Annotated in this window: 17 protein-coding genes; 16 read left to right on the forward strand and 1 reads right to left on the reverse strand. The window is 64.5% G+C overall.

Annotated elements, in window-relative coordinates; genetic code table 11:
• Nucleotides 1-60 precede the first annotated feature (60 nt).
• The 12 genes from ACRQ5J_RS10030 to ACRQ5J_RS10085 all read left to right on the forward strand — a co-directional run bounded on the left by ACRQ5J_RS10030 (nucleotide 61) and on the right by ACRQ5J_RS10085 (nucleotide 11,275).
• Complete coding sequence (locus ACRQ5J_RS10030; protein WP_432383030.1) at nucleotides 61-930, forward strand: helix-turn-helix domain-containing protein; 870 nt, start codon at nucleotides 61-63, stop codon at nucleotides 928-930.
• Between the two features lie 26 nt (nucleotides 931-956).
• Nucleotides 957-1,529, forward strand: a complete 573-nt coding sequence (locus tag ACRQ5J_RS10035) for a gluconate 2-dehydrogenase subunit 3 family protein (protein ID WP_432383031.1) — start codon at nucleotides 957-959, stop codon at nucleotides 1,527-1,529.
• A gap of 1 nt (nucleotide 1,530) precedes the next feature.
• Entirely contained in the window at nucleotides 1,531-3,270 is a 1,740-nt protein-coding gene (locus tag ACRQ5J_RS10040) for a GMC oxidoreductase (protein WP_432383033.1), read from the forward strand.
• A gap of 9 nt (nucleotides 3,271-3,279) precedes the next feature.
• A complete protein-coding gene (locus ACRQ5J_RS10045) occupies nucleotides 3,280-3,978 on the forward strand; it encodes a sugar phosphate isomerase/epimerase family protein (protein ID WP_432383035.1) in 699 nt (232 codons plus the stop codon).
• Nucleotides 3,950-4,135: a hypothetical protein gene (locus ACRQ5J_RS10050; protein ID WP_432383037.1), complete on the forward strand. Its 186-nt coding sequence runs from the start codon at nucleotides 3,950-3,952 to the stop codon at nucleotides 4,133-4,135. Before ACRQ5J_RS10045 ends, ACRQ5J_RS10050 begins: the two co-directional genes overlap by 29 nt.
• 8 nt (nucleotides 4,136-4,143) lie before the next feature.
• On the forward strand, nucleotides 4,144-5,634 hold the full coding sequence (locus tag ACRQ5J_RS10055; RefSeq protein ID WP_432383040.1) for a sugar ABC transporter ATP-binding protein: 1,491 nt from the start codon (nucleotides 4,144-4,146) through the stop codon (nucleotides 5,632-5,634).
• Nucleotides 5,612-6,613, forward strand: a complete 1,002-nt coding sequence (locus ACRQ5J_RS10060) for an ABC transporter permease (RefSeq protein WP_432383042.1) — start codon at nucleotides 5,612-5,614, stop codon at nucleotides 6,611-6,613. Before ACRQ5J_RS10055 ends, ACRQ5J_RS10060 begins: the two co-directional genes overlap by 23 nt.
• A 33-nt stretch (nucleotides 6,614-6,646) precedes the next feature.
• Complete coding sequence (locus tag ACRQ5J_RS10065) at nucleotides 6,647-7,600, forward strand: substrate-binding domain-containing protein (protein WP_432383620.1); 954 nt, start codon at nucleotides 6,647-6,649, stop codon at nucleotides 7,598-7,600.
• Between the two features lie 12 nt (nucleotides 7,601-7,612).
• Nucleotides 7,613-8,668: a sugar phosphate isomerase/epimerase family protein gene (locus ACRQ5J_RS10070; RefSeq protein WP_432383044.1), complete on the forward strand. Its 1,056-nt coding sequence runs from the start codon at nucleotides 7,613-7,615 to the stop codon at nucleotides 8,666-8,668.
• 1 nt (nucleotide 8,669) lies between these two features.
• Nucleotides 8,670-9,827 carry a Gfo/Idh/MocA family protein gene (locus ACRQ5J_RS10075; protein ID WP_432383046.1) on the forward strand — a complete coding sequence of 386 codons (1,158 nt, stop codon included), beginning with the start codon at nucleotides 8,670-8,672 and terminating at the stop codon, nucleotides 9,825-9,827.
• Nucleotides 9,828-9,908: 81 nt separating this feature from the next.
• Complete coding sequence (locus ACRQ5J_RS10080; RefSeq protein WP_432383048.1) at nucleotides 9,909-10,583, forward strand: glutamine amidotransferase; 675 nt, start codon at nucleotides 9,909-9,911, stop codon at nucleotides 10,581-10,583.
• A complete protein-coding gene (locus ACRQ5J_RS10085; protein ID WP_432383050.1) occupies nucleotides 10,580-11,275 on the forward strand; it encodes an MOSC domain-containing protein in 696 nt (231 codons plus the stop codon). The genes ACRQ5J_RS10080 and ACRQ5J_RS10085 overlap by 4 nt, the downstream gene beginning before the upstream one ends.
• Before the next feature lie 5 nt (nucleotides 11,276-11,280).
• Here the strand turns inward: ACRQ5J_RS10085 and ACRQ5J_RS10090 are convergent, their stop codons facing one another.
• The gene (locus tag ACRQ5J_RS10090) at nucleotides 11,281-11,658 is read right to left on the reverse strand and encodes a hypothetical protein (RefSeq protein ID WP_432383052.1); all 378 of its coding nucleotides are present in this window, start codon (nucleotides 11,656-11,658) and stop codon (nucleotides 11,281-11,283) included.
• Nucleotides 11,659-11,774: 116 nt separating this feature from the next.
• Here ACRQ5J_RS10090 and paoA point away from each other — a divergent pair, with 116 nt between their 5' ends.
• From paoA to ACRQ5J_RS10110, 4 genes are read left to right on the forward strand one after another with little or no spacing between them, the layout of a single operon-like run.
• Complete coding sequence (gene paoA, locus ACRQ5J_RS10095; RefSeq protein WP_432383054.1) at nucleotides 11,775-12,428, forward strand: aldehyde dehydrogenase iron-sulfur subunit PaoA; 654 nt, start codon at nucleotides 11,775-11,777, stop codon at nucleotides 12,426-12,428.
• Nucleotides 12,425-13,378 (forward strand): FAD binding domain-containing protein, encoded by a 954-nt coding sequence (locus ACRQ5J_RS10100; RefSeq protein ID WP_432383056.1) that lies wholly within the window; start codon nucleotides 12,425-12,427, stop codon nucleotides 13,376-13,378. Before paoA ends, ACRQ5J_RS10100 begins: the two co-directional genes overlap by 4 nt.
• 5 nt (nucleotides 13,379-13,383) lie before the next feature.
• The gene (paoC, locus tag ACRQ5J_RS10105) at nucleotides 13,384-15,576 is read left to right on the forward strand and encodes an aldehyde oxidoreductase molybdenum-binding subunit PaoC (RefSeq protein WP_432383058.1); all 2,193 of its coding nucleotides are present in this window, start codon (nucleotides 13,384-13,386) and stop codon (nucleotides 15,574-15,576) included.
• Nucleotides 15,577-15,619: 43 nt separating this feature from the next.
• The gene (locus ACRQ5J_RS10110) at nucleotides 15,620-15,835 is read left to right on the forward strand and encodes a hypothetical protein (RefSeq protein ID WP_432383060.1); all 216 of its coding nucleotides are present in this window, start codon (nucleotides 15,620-15,622) and stop codon (nucleotides 15,833-15,835) included.
• The last annotated feature ends 4 nt before the right edge of the window (nucleotides 15,836-15,839 follow it).

Genomic DNA, 15,839 nt, shown 5'->3' on the forward strand with positions numbered 1-15,839 from the left:
ATACTTCGTCAGAGTTGCCGATGCTACTATCATTCCCAGACCAGTGAATGGCGGACGGAGATGAGCACGAGATTGATCAGGATGGGGATGGCCGTGGCGACCGGCAATCCCGCAGCGGAAAATGACCAAAATTCCCCACCGCGCGGCGGCCTGGCGCAGAACGCCTCCGTCGCCGATTGCGCCGGCTTTTTCCAGCGCCACGGCATCTCGACGCCAAGCGTGCTGTTTGACGATCTGCAAGACACCTATTACTTCGCTAAGAATCGCGCCGGCCAGTTCGTCTGGGGCAATCGCTTGCTGCAAGAGCAACATTCCGTCTCCAGTGTGCAGGATATCCTCGGCAAGAGCGACCATGATTTCTTCCGCCACGATATCGCCGACCGCATCCGCGCCGACGATGTGCAGGTGATGGCCAGCGGCGTGTCCGTGAAGAGCAAGCTGGAGGTGATCGACGGCAATAACGGCACGCTGACCTGGCTGTTCACCACCAAGGCGCCGCTGCGCGATTGCCACGGCGAGATCGTTGGCGTCGAGGGTTTCAGCCGCGACGCGCAACGCTCGCAGGAGGCCATCGCGCCATTTCACGTGTTCAAGAGCTGCATCGAGTACGTGCAGGCGCATCTGACCGAGGAGATCAGCATCGACCACCTGGCCAGCCTGTGCTGCATGTCGCTGTCCACCTTCGAGCGCAAGTTCAAGCAGCATTTCGCGCTCACGCCCAAACAGTACATTTTGCGCATGAAGGTGCATGAGGCTTGCCGCCTGCTGCCGGGCGCGCACAGCATCGCGCGCGTGGCGCTGGCCAGCGGCTTCGGCGGCCAGAGTTATTTCACCAAGATTTTTCGTAGCGTGGTCGGTATCACGCCCAAGCAGTATCAGCTGTCCCTGGTCGCCTCCGGGCGCATGGGGGCGGTTCGAAGGAGTAGTTGAACGCAAGAGATCGTGGAGGAGACATGTTGGATACCGAACGAGAGACAGACGGCCGCAGAGCCGCTCTCATCAAAATAGCCGCGCTGTGCGGCATGGCCTTGTCGGGCAACGCGCTGGCGGCGCTGGCGAAGGCGGCCGATCCGTCGCAGGCGCCCGGCCTGCTGAGTGGCGACGCGCTGGCGCTGACCGGCGTGCTGGTCGATCACATTATTCCGGCCACCGACACGCCGGGGGCGCTGGCGGTTGGCGCGCACCGCACCATCGGCCATATGTTGCAGGTCTGCGCCACGGCTGCCGAGCAGCAGGCGTTTGTGGCCGGCCTGGCGCGTTTTGACGCCACCGTGCAAGCCGAGGCTGGCAAGCGTTTCCGCGCGTTGCCGGCGCGCCGACAGGTGGCGCTGCTGCGCGCGATCGACGAGGGCAGGGCGCCGTTCGGCACCGGCGACCAGCAGTTCTTCCGCCGCCTGAAGTCGTACACCCTGTTCGCCTATTACACCTCGGAAGCCGGCTCGACGCGCGAGCTGGCCTATCTGCCCGTGCCGGGCGGCTACAAGGGCATCGTCCCTGTCGATAAAAACACCCGCACCTGGGCAATCTGATATGAGCCAAATTTCATCTTTCTATATCAAGCAGAGCGCCGAGACGTTTGACGCCATCGTGGTCGGCTCGGGCATCACCGGCGGCTGGGCCGCCAAGGAGTTGTGCGAGCGCGGCTTGCGCACGCTGATGGTCGAGCGCGGCCGCCCGGTCGAGCACCGCAGCGATTACATCGGCGAGGGCGTCGACGAGTGGACGCTGCCGAATCGCGGCCAGGTGGACGAGAAGCTGGCCAGCGAACAGTTCTTCGAGCAGCGCAAGTGTTATGCCTTCGACGATCACACCAAGCATTTCTTCAACAACGATCGCGACATGCCGTACAGCACGCCCGAGGGCCGTCCATTCAGCTGGATACGCGGCAACCAGCTGGGCGGCAAGTCGCTGATGTGGGCGCGCCAGTCGTACCGCTGGAGCGACCTGGACTTCGGCGCCAATGCGCGCGACGGCCATGGCAACGATTGGCCGATCCGCTATGCCGATCTGGAGCCGTGGTACAGCCACGTCGAGCGCCATGTCGGCATCAGCGGCGGCAAAGAAAACCTGGCGGTGCTGCCGGACAGCGAATTCCTGCCGGCGTTTGAATTCAACGCCGTCGAGGCCGCGTTCAAGAAGAAGTTCGACGCCGCCTTCGCCCCGGCGCGCATGATCATGGGCCGCTGCGCGCACCTGACGCAACCGACCGAGCAGCAACTGGCGTCCGGTCGCGGCCCGTGCATGGCGCGCAGCATGTGCAATCGCGGCTGTTCGTTCGGCGCGTATTTTTCAACGCAGAGTTCGACGCTGCCAGCCGCCGCCGCTACCGGCCGCCTGAGCATCGCCACCAACGCCATCGTTCACAGCGTGCTGTACGACGCCAAGAGCAACCGCGCCACCGGCGTGCGCGTGATCGACGCCGAGACCATGGAAGTGCGCGAGTTCCGCGCCAAGGTGGTGTTCCTGTGCGCGTCGACGCTGGGCAGCACGCAAGTGCTGCTGAACTCGACTTCCGAAGCGTTCCCGACCGGTCTGGGCAATTCGTCCGGCGTGCTCGGGCATTACCTGATGGACCATTTGTTCGGCGCCGGCGCCTCGGGCCGGGTGGCGGGCTTCGAGAACGATTACTACATGGGCCGCCGCCCGACCGGCCCTTACATCCCGCGCTTCCGCAACGTTGAGAAGGAGCAGTCGGCCTTCCTGCGCGGCTACTCGCTGTCCGGCGGCGCCTCGCGCGAGGGCTGGCAGGCGCAGGGCGGCAAGCCCGGCTTCGGCAAGGACTACAAGGCGATGATACGCCAGCCGGGCGCGTGGCATTTCGGCCTGTACGGCCAGGGCGAGATGCTGCCGCGCTACGAAAACATGGTCAGTCTGCACCCGACCAGGAAAGACAAATGGGGCATGCCGCAGTTGCACATCGACTGCACCTATTCCGACAACGATAACAAGATGCGCCAGGACATGGCCGACAGCGCCGCCAACATCCTGGAGTCGCTGGGCGCCAAGGATGTCCGCAAGTCGGTCAAGCCGGTTCAGGAGTGGGCGCCCGGCCTGTCGATTCACGAGATGGGCACGGTGCGCATGGGGCGCGACCCGCGCGACTCGATGCTCAACGGCTACAACCAGTCGCACGATGTACCCAATCTGTTCGTGACCGACGGCGCCAGCATGTGTTCGTCCGCCTGGCAGAACCCGTCGCTGACGTTTATGGCACTTACCGCCCGCGCCTGTGCTTACGCGGTCGATCAACTCAAGCTTGGCAAAATCTAAGGAATGACGATGAAGAGCAAACGCAATGTGTTGATGTTGGTACTGATGCTGGCGGCAGGCGCTACGCAAGCCGCCACCAGCCCGCAACTGGCGGTGCAGCTGTGGTCGGTCAAGGACGAAATCAAGCAGGATTTCGAAGGCACGCTGGGCAAGCTGGCCAAGCTGGGTTTCCATGGCGTCGAGTTCGCCGGCGAGTTCGGCAAGTACCAGGCCGATCCGGCCGGGCTGCGCGCCTTCCTCAAGCAGACCGGCTTGCAATGCGCTGGCGCCCACATGCACGTGGACAAGCTGAACGCCGCCAACTTCAAGGCCACCACCGATTTCTACCGCGCCGTCGGTTGCAACCGCCTCATCATTTCGATGGACCAGCGCGCCGCCAGCAAGTCCGGCTCCGCCGAACTGGCCAAGGAACTGAGCGCCATTTCGGCCAGGCTGGAAGGGCAGGGCATGCAGCTGGGCTATCACAATCACGAGCAGGAAATGCTGGGCGAGCAGGATCAGACCAACTGGGACGTGCTGGCCAAGAACACGCCGCGCAACTTTATCCTGCAACAGGATGTGGGCTGGACTACCTTTGCCGGCAAGGATCCGGTTTTACTTCGTCAACAAGTATCCGGGCCGCACCGTCACCACGCATTACAAGGCCAAGTTCGCCAAGGGCGCGCCGGCCAATGGCGGCGTGCCGATCATCGGCCAGGACCGCACTGACTGGAGCGGCCTGACCAAGGCGGTGCGCAGCGTTGGCGGCACCGAGTGGATCATCATCGAGCAAGAGGAATACCCTAACGGCATGGGCCAGCTGGAAGCGGTGGCGGCCTCGATGCGCGGCTTGCAGGCGGTGCTGGCCAAGCTGCCGGCGCAATAGGGAGCGCCATGAGCTTGTCTGTACGCTTTCAACACATCGTCAAGGAGTTCGGCCCGGTGCGGGTGCTGCACGGGGTCGATTTCGCGCTGGCGCCGGGCCGCGTGGTCGGGCTGCTGGGCGAGAACGGCGCCGGCAAGTCGACGCTGATGAAAATCCTGGCCGGCTACGAGGCGCCCACTGGCGGCCAGTTGCTGATCGACGGCGTGGCGCGCCGGTTTGCCGATGCGCGCCAGGCCGAGGCGCTGGGCATCGCGCTGATCCACCAGGAGTTCAACCTGGCCGAGCACTTGACGGTGACGCAGAATATTTTCCTCGGCCACGAGCGCCGCAAGGGCTGGCTGCTCGACACCCAGGCCATGCGCGCCGAGGCCTCGGCCTGCCTGGCGCAAGTGGGGCTGGACATCGATCCGGATACCCGTGTGGCCGATCTGATCGTGGCGGAAAAGCAGCTGGTGGAAATCGCCAAGGCACTGAGCCGCAAGGCGCGGCTGCTCATCATGGACGAGCCGACCGCCAGCCTGTCGTCCGGCGAAACGCGCAAGTTGTTCGCGCTGATGGCGCGGCTGCGGGCGGAAGGCGTGACCATCGTCTACATCTCGCACAAGCTGGACGAGATGGAGGCGCATACCGACGAGGTGGTGGTGATGCGCGACGGTCGTTTCGTCAGCCGCGCCGAGACCGCCGATATCGACCGTCACCAGATGGCCAACCTGATGGTGGGGCGCGAAGTGTCCGACATGTTCCCGCCCAAGCAATTACCGGCGGCGAACGCGCCGGTGCTGCTCAAGGTCGATGGTTTGAGCGCGCCCGGCTGGGTGGATAAGCTGAGCTTTGAGGTACGCGCCGGCGAGATTCTCGGCTTCGGCGGCCTGGTCGGTGCTGGCCGCACCGAGGCGTTCGAGGCTTTGCTGGGGCTGCGTCCGCGCAGCGCCGGGCCGATCGAACTGGGCGGCGTGCTGGTCGATATCCGCAGCCCGCGCCAGGCCATGCTGCACGGCCTGACCTACCTGAGCGAGGACCGCAAGGGCAAGGGCCTGCACGTCAATCTTGGCCTGCGCGAAAACCTCACCATGATGACGCTGGAACGCGACGCCACGCCGTGGCTGGATGTGAAGGGCGGCCACGCCGCGCTGGAACGGGCGATCGCCGATTTCGGCATCCGCCTGCGCGACATCGACTGCAAGGCAGGCGCGCTGTCCGGCGGCAACCAGCAGAAGCTGGCGCTGGCGAAATACCTGCACAGCGATCCGCGCGTGGTGGTGCTGGACGAGCCGACGCGCGGCGTCGACGTCGGCGCCAAGCGCGATATCTACCAGCTGATTCACCGCCTGGCGGCCGAGGGCAGGGCGGTGATTGTGATTTCCTCCGAGCTGATCGAACTGATCGGCCTGAGCCATCGCGTCGCCATCCTGCGCGGCGGCAAGCTGCAAGCCATGCTCGACCATGACCATCTCACTGAAGAAGAATTGATTTCCCATGCCACCGACACCCACCACTAAACTTCCCTTCGCGCTGCCGGGTCTGGCGCGCTTGCGCGGCTACGGCCCGGTCCTGGCGCTGGTGCTGCTATGCATTGCCGGCGGCCTGCTGAATCCGGACTTCGCCACCGTCGACAACCTGATGAATGTGCTCACGCGCACGGCCTTCATCGGCATCATCGCGGTCGGCATGACGCTGGTGATTGTCGCCGGCGGCATCGACCTGTCGGTCGGCTCGATGGGGGCGCTGATCGCCGGCGCCATGATCGTGCTGATGAACGCGCTGGCCGGCGCGGCCGCGCCGCTGAGTCCGGTAATGATCGTCGTCTGCGGCGTGGCGCTGGCGGCGCTGCTGGGCGGCGCGCTGGGCGGCGTGCACGGATTGCTCATCACGCACGGCCGCATCGAACCGTTCATCGTCACGCTGGGCACGCTCGGCATCTTCCGCGCCACGCTGACCTGGCTGTCCGACGGCGGCGCGCTGACGCTCGATAGCGGCGTGTCCGACGTCTACAGCCCGGTCTACTACCACAGCCTGCTTGGCGTGCCGGTGCCGGTGTGGATCTTCCTGCTGGTGGCGGTCGGCGGCGCGGTGATTCTGAACCGCACCGCTTTCGGCCAGCACGTGCAGGCCATCGGCTCCAACGAGCAGGTGGCGCGCTACGCGGCGATCCGGGTCGACCGGGTCAAGCTGCTGACCTACCTGCTGCTGGGCGTATGCGTGGCCATTGCCACGATTCTCTATGTGCCGCGCCTGGGTTCGGCGACGCCGACCACCGGCCTGCTGTGGGAGCTGGAGGCGATTGCGGCGGTGGTGGTGGGCGGCACCTCGCTCAAGGGTGGCGCCGGACGCATCATGGGCACGGTGGTTGGCGCCATTTTGCTGTCGGTGATCGGCAACATCGTCAATCTGACCAGCATCATCAGCGTGCACCTGAACGCGGCCGTGCAGGGCGTGGTGATTATCGCCGTGGCCTATTTGCAGCGCGGACGCCGTTAATTTTTTCATTGCAAAGGAATGTCCATGATCTCCATGAAACGTATTGCGCGCGCCGGGCTGTTCGCGGCGGTGGCCGCCGTCGCGGCCGGCTCCGCCCTGGCCGCGGAGAAGGTGACGCTCGGCGTCGCCATCCCGACCGCCACCCACGGCTTTACCGGCGGCATCGTCTGGTGGGCCAATCAGGCCAAGAAGGAACTGGAAGCGGCGAATCCGTCGTTGAAAATCATCATCAAGACGGCTGGCACCACGCCGGAGCAGGCCAACCAGTTGCAAGACATGCTGGTGGTGAACAAGATCAACACGCTGGTGATCTTTCCGCTGGAATCGGCGTCGCTGACGCAGCCGGTGATGCAGCTGAAGAACAAGGGCGTGTACGTGACGGTGGTGGACCGGGGCCTGACCAATCCGGCCGCGCAGAACGCTTACGTGGCCGGCGACAACACCGCCTTCGGCAAGCTGCCGGCGGAATACCTCGGCCGCAAGCTGGGCGGCAAGGGCAATATCGTTGTGCTGCGCGGCATGCCGAGCACGTTGGACAAGGAGCGCGTGGATGCCTTCAACGCGGCCCTGCAAGCCTATCCCGGCATCAAGGTGCTGGCCAGCCAGTACGGCAACTGGAACCGCGACGATGCCTTCAAGGTCATGCAGGATTACCTGACGCGTTTCAAGCAGATCGACGCCGTGTGGGCGGCCGACGATGATATGGCAATCGGCGTGCTGAAGGCGATCGATCAGGCCAGGCGCACCGACATCAAGGAAGTGTTTGGCGGCGCCGGCGCCAAGAGCGCGGTCAAGAAAATCATCGACGGCGACAAGCTGATCCAGGCTGACGTGTCCTATTCGCCGAAGTTCATCTACGACGCCATCAAGATGACGGCCACCGCGCGGCTGAAGGGCGAGGCCTTGCCGCCCAAGACGATTATTCCGTCGGTGCTGATCACGCGCGACAACGCCAGGCAGTTTTACTTCGCCGATTCACCGTACTGAGCAGGAGCCAGCATGAAAACCATCAAGGGACCGGCCATTTTCCTGGCGCAGTTCATGGGCGATGAGGTGCCATTCGACAATCTCGCCAATCTGGCTGGCTGGGCTGCCGGGCTGGGCTACCAGGCAATTCAGCTGCCGTGCGATCCAAGGCTTTTCGATTTGTCGCTGGCGGCCGATAGCCAGGCTTATTGCGATGATGTGGCCGGCCTGCTGGCGACGCATGGTTTGCAAATTTCGGAGCTGTCGACCCATTTGCAGGGCCAACTGGTGGCGGTGCATCCGGCGTATGACACGCTGTTCGACGGCTTCGCGCCGGCCGAGGTGCGCGGCAAGCCGGCGGCGCGCCAGGCGTGGGCGACCGATCAGTTGCTGCGTGGCGCGCGCGCTTCGCGCCGGCTGGGGCTGGCGGCGCATGTGAGTTTCTCCGGTGCGCTGGCGTGGCCTTATATCTATCCCTGGCCGCAGCGCCCGGCCGGGCTGGTCGATGAGGCGTTTGCCGAGTTGGGCCGCCGCTGGTTGCCGATCCTGAATGCCTTCGAGGACGCTGGCGTTGACGTGTGCTACGAGCTGCATCCCGGCGAGGATTTGCATGACGGCGTGACCTTCGAGCGCTTTCTCGATGCCGTCGACGGCCACGCGCGCGCCAACATTCTGTACGATCCGAGCCACTTCGTGCTGCAACAGCTCGATCACCTGGCCTTCATCGATATCTACCATGAGCGCATCAAGGCGTTTCACGTCAAGGACGCGGAATTCCGGCCGAGCGGGCGGCAGGGCGTGTATGGCGGCTACCAGGGCTGGCTGGAACGGGCTGGGCGCTTCCGTTCGCTGGGCGATGGGCAGATCGATTTCAAGGCGATCTTCTCCAAGCTGGCGCAGTACGATTACCCCGGCTGGGCGGTGCTGGAGTGGGAGTGCGCGCTGAAGCATCCGGAGGATGGCGCGCGCGAGGGGGCGGAGTTCATCCGCAGCCACATCATCCGCGTGGCCGGCCGGGCATTCGACGACTTCGCCGGCAGCGGTGCGGACCGGCGCCAGTTGCGTGCGCTGATGGGATTGGAGGGCTGATATGCAAGCACAGCGACGATTGCGTTTAGGCATGGTGGGCGGCGGCCAGGGCGCCTTTATCGGCGCGGTTCACCGCATTGCCGGCCGTCTGGACGATTGTTATGAGCTGGTGGCGGCCAGCCTGTCGAGCGATCCGGTGCGGGCGGCAGCGAGCGCCGCCGGTTTGCGGCTCGATCCGGCGCGCAGCTACGCCGATTATCAGACGATGGCGCGGGAGGAGGCGGCGCGGCCGGATGGCATCGACGCAGTGGCAATCGTCACGCCCAACTATCTGCATGCGCCGATGGCGACGGCGTTTCTGGAAGCCGGCATCCATGTGATTTGCGATAAGCCGCTGGCGATTTCGCTGGCGGAAGGCGAGGCGCTGGCGGCGCTGGCGCGGCGTCGCAACCGCGTGTTTGCGTTGACGCACGTGTATTCGGGATACCCGATGGTGCGCCATGCGCGCAGCCTGGTGGCGGCCGGTGAGATTGGCGAGGTACGGCTGGTACACGTGGAATATGCACAGGACTGGCTGGCCGAGGCGGCTAACCAGAGTGCGGAATTCCAGCGCAATAACTGGCATAACGATCCCTTGCGGGCGGGGCCGAATGGCTGCCTGGGCGATATCGGCAGCCATGCTTATCATCTGGCCGGCTATGTCAGCGGGATGTTGCCGGAACAGGTGCTGGCGGAGTTGCATTCGTTCACGCCGAATCGGGTGTTGGACGATCATGTGCAGGTGATGCTGCGTTACGCCAATGGCGCGCGCGGTATGCTGTGGAGTAGCCAGATGGCGACCGGATGCGAAAACGGCTTGCGTTTGCGGCTCTTCGGTTCCGAGGCAAGCTTGAGCTTCGAGCAGGAGAACCCGAATGAGCTGTGGCTTACGCCGCAAGGTGGCAGCGCCCAGCGCTTGACGCGCGGACGTGTGCGCGGCGCCGCAGCCGAGGCGTCGACGCGCGTGCCGTCGGGGCATCCAGAAGGTTATCTGGAAGCGTTCGCACAGTTGTATCGTGATGCCGCGACGCAGATTCACGCGGTGGAGGCGGGGCAGCCCGCGCCCGAAGTTACGCACGGCATGCCGGACGTGAACGATGGCGTCGCCGGCCTGAAGTTCATGAGCGCTGTGATGGAAAGCCACCGCCAGGGCTCGCGCTGGCTGCACGTCGCCAGCTAGCAGGCTGGCAGCCCGCGCCCCGCTGCGCGGGCGCAATTTTCGTGATATAGTTAGGATTCCTAATTTATAATGAGTGCCGTCATGAATTGCATTGCTCTCTACCACGTGGCGTTCGAAAACCTGGGGGCGTTCGCGGCGCCGCTGGAGGCGCGCGGTTATCGCATCACTTATCAGCATGCCTCGCAGCAGTTATCGCCCGCGCAATGGCAGGATACCGATTTGATCGTCGTGCTGGGCGGCCCGATAGGCGTCAATGATACGGCCCTGTATCCGTGGCTCGCCGCGGAGATTGATGGCATCCAACGGCGCCTGCAGCATAAACGCCCCATCCTTGGCATTTGCCTCGGAGCGCAGTTGATGGCCTTCGCACTCGGCGGCAAGGTGGAGGCGCGTATGGCAGGCAAAGAAATTGGCTGGTCCGTGTTGAATCTTGACACTGACGGCCCGCTAAAGCATTTGCGTGGCGTGCCGGTGCTGCACTGGCATGGCGACAATATCCGTCTGCCCGACGGCATTGAGGCTATTGCCAGCACGCCGGGCACGCCGTGTCAGGCGTTCACCGTCGGCGATCACGCGCTGGGCATACAGTTCCACGCCGAGTTCGCGCCATCTGCGCTGGAAGAGTGGCTGACCGGGCATGCGGTCGAGCTGCAACACGCCGGCGTGGATCTGCAACGCCTGCGCGACGATACCAGGCAATATGCCGCAGGCCTGGAACGTGCGGGCCAATCCATGATCGCCGAGTGGCTGGCGTGAGCATCGTGATCGACGCACTCTTTGTCGGCAAGGCCCGGCCGCTGGCACGGGATGGGCATGCGGACGTGCCAAGCGGCATCGTAAAAGCATCGCAGAAAGACAAAGTGTGGCTGTCGCTCAACGGCCTGCAAGGCGATGAGCAGGGCGACCGGAGCTATCATGGCGGACCCGAGAAAGCGCTGCATCATTACGCGGCCGAGCATTATGCCTATTGGCAATCACAGTATGCGGACAGCCCGGCGGCAATGGTTGCCGGCGCGTTTGGTGAAAACATTTCCACCAACGGCATCACCGAGCGGAGTGTCTACATCGGCGATGTATATCGTATCGGCTCGGCCTTGGTGCAAGTTTCGCAAGGGCGGCAGCCTTGCTGGAAGCTGAATCGCCTGCTGTGCCGCGACGGTGTCGCGTTGGCAATGCAAGTCTCCGGCGCGACCGGATGGTATTACCGGGTGTTGCAGGAAGGTTGGATAGAGCGCGGGGATAAACTGGAATTGCTGGAGCGGCCGCAGCCGGGATGGCCAATGGCCCGGCTGATTAGCGCCTTGTTCTCGCCCGCCGCGCAAGCGGACGAGTGGCGACAGGCAGCCGCAATCGGGCAACTGTCGCTGAACTGGCGCACAACCTTCTCGCGCCGGATTCAGTCAGGCCAGATCGAAGACTGGAGCCGGCGCTTGTCCGAGCCGACGTAGGCTGCCTATGGTGTTGCCTTGAGCGGTGCAGCCGCCGGCGCGGGCTGCGCGTAGACCACGATTGGCGCATTGTTTTGCGGACCGAGATGCGTCACGAGCAACGCGGTTGCGGAAATGCTGAAGGCTGCGCTGGCAATCGAGATGCCGGCCACCCATTTGATGATTTCGCTCTGGCTTCTGGTTACATCCCTGGCGATTCTCTCCAGCGTCGCCTCGACTTGCGCTTGCATCAGGCTTTGTTCTTTAATTGTCGACTTTAGGCCGAATTCCAACGTCTGGTTGAACTGTTCCAAGCGAGCGTTGGTCGCAACTTCGCTAGCCCGCACCTGCGCGCTCAGAGCTTGCAATCTGGCATCAATATAATCTTTGTCGTTGGTGTCCATTTGGCGATTGTGCTCGCGCCGTCGCAAGTGTCAATGACAACGCTCAATCGTGTTTAACCTGAAGTCGCAACGCATTTACTATAAAGCCTACCCGACAGGCAGAAGGATGCGACGACATGAACGATCTTTGCGATGTAAATCTTTCCCGGCGTAATGTGCTGATCGCGGGAGCGTTGTCCGCAACGGCGACCGCTGTGCCGCTGACCGCCGATGCGCAACAGCAACAACCCCAGCAGCCCGCCACCACACCGCCCCCCACCAAGGCCAGGGTTTCCTTCCAGGTCAACGGCAAGCAGCAAACACTGGAAGTCGACACGCGCACCACGTTGCTCGACGCCCTGCGCGAACACCTGCACCTGACTGGCACGAAGAAGGGCTGCGACCACGGCCAGTGCGGCGCCTGCACGGTCATCGTTGACGGCCGCCGCATCAATTCCTGCCTATCGCTTGCTGTAATGCATGAGGGGAACAAAATCACCACCATCGAAGGCCTGGGCACGCCGGACCAGCTACACGCCATGCAAGCCGCCTTCGTTAAGCATGACGGCTACCAGTGCGGCTACTGTACGCCGGGGCAAATCTGTTCGGCCGTGGCGGTGCTGGACGAAATCAGGCAAGGCATCCCGAGCCACGTCAGCGCCGACCTGAACGCCAAGCCGCTGCTCAACGAGTCCGAGTTGCGCGAGCGCATGAGCGGCAATATCTGCCGATGTGGCGCGTATTCCAACATCATCGATGCGATTACCGAAGTGGCAGGGAGGACCGCATGAGAGCCTTTACCTACCAGCGCGCGCAAACGCCGGCCGAAGCGGCCGCCGCAGCGGCGCGCACACCGGGCGCACGTTTCATCGCCGGCGGCACCAATCTGCTGGACCTGATGAAGCTGGAAATCGAAACGCCGCAGCACCTGATCGACGTCAACGGCCTGGCGCTGGACAAGATCGAAGCCACCTCCGGCGGCGGCCTGCGCATCGGCGCGCTGGTGCGCAACACCGACCTGGCCGCCGACGCGCGCGTGCGCCGCGATTACGGCGTACTGTCGCGCGCCTTGCTGGCAGGCGCCTCCGCGCAACTGCGCAACAAGGCCACTACTGCCGGCAACCTGTTGCAGCGCACCCGTTGTCCCTACTTCTACGATACCAACCAGCCGTGCAACAAGCGTCAGCTCGGCAGCGGCTGTTCGGCCATCGGCGGCTACAGCCGCAACCACGCCATTCTGGGCGCCAGCGATGCCTGCATCGCCACGCATCCGAGCGACATGGCGGTGGCCATGCACCTGCTGGACGCCACGGTGGAAACCGTCCGCGCGGACGGCGTCACGCGCACCATACCCATCGCCGATTTTCATCGCCTGCCCGGCAACACGCCGCACGTGGAAAACGCGCTGGCGCTGGGCGAACTGATCACCGCCGTGACGCTGCCCAAGCCGCTCGGCGGCACGCATATTTACCGCAAAGTACGCGACCGCGCCTCGTATGCGTTCGCGCTGGTGTCGGTGGCGGCGGTGGTGCAGCCGGACGGCAGCGGCCGCGTCGCGCTGGGCAGCGTCGCCCACAAACCGTGGCGCATCCCGGCGGCGGACGCCAGCATGCCGCAGGGCGCCAAGGCAGTGGCCGAGCAACTGCTGGCCGGCGCCAAGCCGAGCAACGAGAGCGCTTTCAAGATTCCACTGGTGCAGCGCACGCTGGCCTCGGTGCTGGCTGACGCCAAGAAAGGCTGACCACAATGAAATTTGTCACTCCCGCCACCACCAATCCGATCGACCAGCTGAAGGTCATCGGCCATCCGACCGACCGCATCGACGGGCCCTACAAAACCACCGGCACCGCGCCGTATGCCTACGAGCACCAGCCGGACAACGTCGCCTACGGCTACGTGGTAGGTGCCGGCATCGCCAAGGGCCGCATCACGTCGATCGATGTCAGCGGCGCCCGGCGCGCGCCCGGCGTGCTGGCGGTGGTCACCGCCGACAACGCCGGCAAGCTGAATAAAGGTAATTTCAACACGGCCAAGCTGCTCGGCGGGCCGGAGATCCAGCACTACCACCAGGCGATCGCGCTGGTAGTGGCGGAAACCTTCGAGCAGGCCCGCGCCGCCGCGCAACTGGTCAGCGTGAAGTACAGCAAGGAGGCCGGCGCCTACGACCTGGCCAAGGTCAAGGACAAGGCCAGGGAACCGGGCGACAAGGACGCCAAGGATTACAAGGTAGGCGACTTCAACGGCGCTTTCAACGCCGCGCCGGTCAAGCTGGACGTTGCCTACAGCACGCCCGACCAGTCGCACGCCATGATGGAGCCGCACGCCTCCATCGCCAGCTGGCAGGGCGACAAGGTCACGTTGTGGACCTCCAACCAGATGATCGCCTGGGGCCGTGGCGACATGGCGAAAACGCTGGGCATTCCGAAGGAAAACGTGCGCCTGGTGTCGCCGTACATCGGCGGCGGCTTCGGCGGCAAGCTGTTCCTGCGCGCGGAGGCCGTGCTGGCCGCGCTGGGCGCGAAGGCGGCGGGCCGGCCGGTCAAGGTGGCGTTGCAGCGCCCGCTGATGATCAACAACACCACGCACCGCCCGGCCACCATCCAGCGCATCCGCATCGGCGCCACGCGCGAGGGCAAGATCAGCGCCATCGCGCATGAAAGCTGGTCCGGCGACCTGCCGGACGGCAAGCCGGAAACCGCCGTGCAGCAGACGCAGCTGCTGTATGCCGGACCCAACCGGTTGACCCGACTGCGGCTGGCCGTGCTCGATCTGCCGGAGGGCAACGCCATGCGCGCGCCCGGCGAGGCGCCCGGCCTGATGGCGCTGGAAATCGCCATCGATGAAATGGCCGAGAAGCTGAAGATGGACCCGATCACCTTCCGCATCATCAACGACACCACGGTCGACCCGGCCAAGCGCGAGCGCAAGTTCTCGACGCGCCGCTTTGTCGACTGCCTGCGCACCGGCGCCCAGCGTTTCGGCTGGGACAAGCGCAATCCGGTGCCGGGCCAGGTGCGCGACGGGCGCTGGCTGGTCGGCGTCGGCGTGGCCTCGGCCTTCCGCAACAACCTGGTGCAGAAATCCGGCGCGCGCGTGAAGCTCAACGCGCAAGGCATCGTGACGGTTGAAACCGACATGACCGATATCGGCACCGGCAGCTACACCATCATCGCGCAGACCGCAGCCGAGATGATGGGCGTGCCGCTGAAGCAGGTGGTGGTCAAGCTGGGCGATTCGGACTTCCCGGTGTCGGCTGGTTCGGGCGGGCAGTGGGGCGGCAACAGCTCGACGGCCGGGGTGTACGCCGCCTGCGTCAAGCTGCGCGAGCTGGCGGCGCAAAAGCTGGGCCTCGACCCGACCAAGGCCGAGTTTGTCGCGGGCGCGGTGCGCGCCGACGGCCGTTCGCTGCCGCTGACGCAAGCGGCCGAGCAAGGCGAGCTGGTGTGTGAAGACACGATGGAGTACGGCGACCTCGACAAGAAGTTCCAGCAATCCACCTTTGGCGCGCACTTCGTCGAAGTGGGCGTAGACGCCTACACCGGCGAAACCCGCGTGCGCCGCATGCTGGCCGTGTGCGCCGCCGGCCGCATCCTCAATCCCAAGGCCGCGCGCAGCCAGGTCATCGGCGCCATGACGATGGGCGTGGGCGCGGCGCTGATGGAGGATCTGGTGATCGACCAGCGCGGCGGCTTCTTCGTCAACCACGACCTGGCCGGCTACGAGGTGCCGGTGCATGCCGACATTCCGCATCAGGAGGTGATCTTCCTGGATGAAACCGACCCGGTGTCTTCACCGATGAAAGCCAAGGGCGTGGGCGAGCTGGGCATTTGCGGCGTCGGCGCGGCGGTGGCCAACGCCATCTACAACGCCACCGGCGTGCGCGTGCGCGACTACCCGGTCACGCTCGATAAACTGCTGGCGAAAATGCCCGCCGTGTGAGTTGGTGCTATGCTGTAGACACGTTTTGAACAAGGAGGACGACATGCCTGCTTCTCACGACACCTACACCCGCAAACAGGGACTGAAACAGACGTACGAGGTGGAGTACACGGCCTTGCGCTACAAGATATCCTTGGGCAACAAGGTGCTCAAGGATATCCAGCTGGGGCTGCAATCGGCCCCGGTGTATGACCCGGAAATCACCTGGCGCCACGCGGTGGCCGATATCGAAAACCTGCGCGGCATGACCGAGCAGTAGCGCC

Origin of the sequence: Duganella sp. P38 (genome assembly GCF_050859475.1) — a bacterium.
GTDB lineage: Bacteria > Pseudomonadota > Gammaproteobacteria > Burkholderiales > Burkholderiaceae_D > Rugamonas.

Coding starts and splice junctions, on each gene's coding strand:
- ACRQ5J_RS10090 (WP_432383052.1), bottom strand. CDS start 11,658: ATGGACACCAACGACAAAGATTATATTGATGCCAGATTGCAAGCTCTG.
- paoC (WP_432383058.1), top strand. CDS start 13,384: ATGAAATTTGTCACTCCCGCCACCACCAATCCGATCGACCAGCTGAAG.
- ACRQ5J_RS10065 (WP_432383620.1), top strand. CDS start 6,647: ATGAAACGTATTGCGCGCGCCGGGCTGTTCGCGGCGGTGGCCGCCGTC.
- ACRQ5J_RS10075 (WP_432383046.1), top strand. CDS start 8,670: ATGCAAGCACAGCGACGATTGCGTTTAGGCATGGTGGGCGGCGGCCAG.
- paoA (WP_432383054.1), top strand. CDS start 11,775: ATGAACGATCTTTGCGATGTAAATCTTTCCCGGCGTAATGTGCTGATC.
- ACRQ5J_RS10080 (WP_432383048.1), top strand. CDS start 9,909: ATGAATTGCATTGCTCTCTACCACGTGGCGTTCGAAAACCTGGGGGCG.
- ACRQ5J_RS10070 (WP_432383044.1), top strand. CDS start 7,613: ATGAAAACCATCAAGGGACCGGCCATTTTCCTGGCGCAGTTCATGGGC.
- ACRQ5J_RS10060 (WP_432383042.1), top strand. CDS start 5,612: ATGCCACCGACACCCACCACTAAACTTCCCTTCGCGCTGCCGGGTCTG.
- ACRQ5J_RS10040 (WP_432383033.1), top strand. CDS start 1,531: ATGAGCCAAATTTCATCTTTCTATATCAAGCAGAGCGCCGAGACGTTT.
- ACRQ5J_RS10055 (WP_432383040.1), top strand. CDS start 4,144: ATGAGCTTGTCTGTACGCTTTCAACACATCGTCAAGGAGTTCGGCCCG.
- ACRQ5J_RS10045 (WP_432383035.1), top strand. CDS start 3,280: ATGAAGAGCAAACGCAATGTGTTGATGTTGGTACTGATGCTGGCGGCA.
- ACRQ5J_RS10110 (WP_432383060.1), top strand. CDS start 15,620: ATGCCTGCTTCTCACGACACCTACACCCGCAAACAGGGACTGAAACAG.
- ACRQ5J_RS10030 (WP_432383030.1), top strand. CDS start 61: ATGAGCACGAGATTGATCAGGATGGGGATGGCCGTGGCGACCGGCAAT.
- ACRQ5J_RS10100 (WP_432383056.1), top strand. CDS start 12,425: ATGAGAGCCTTTACCTACCAGCGCGCGCAAACGCCGGCCGAAGCGGCC.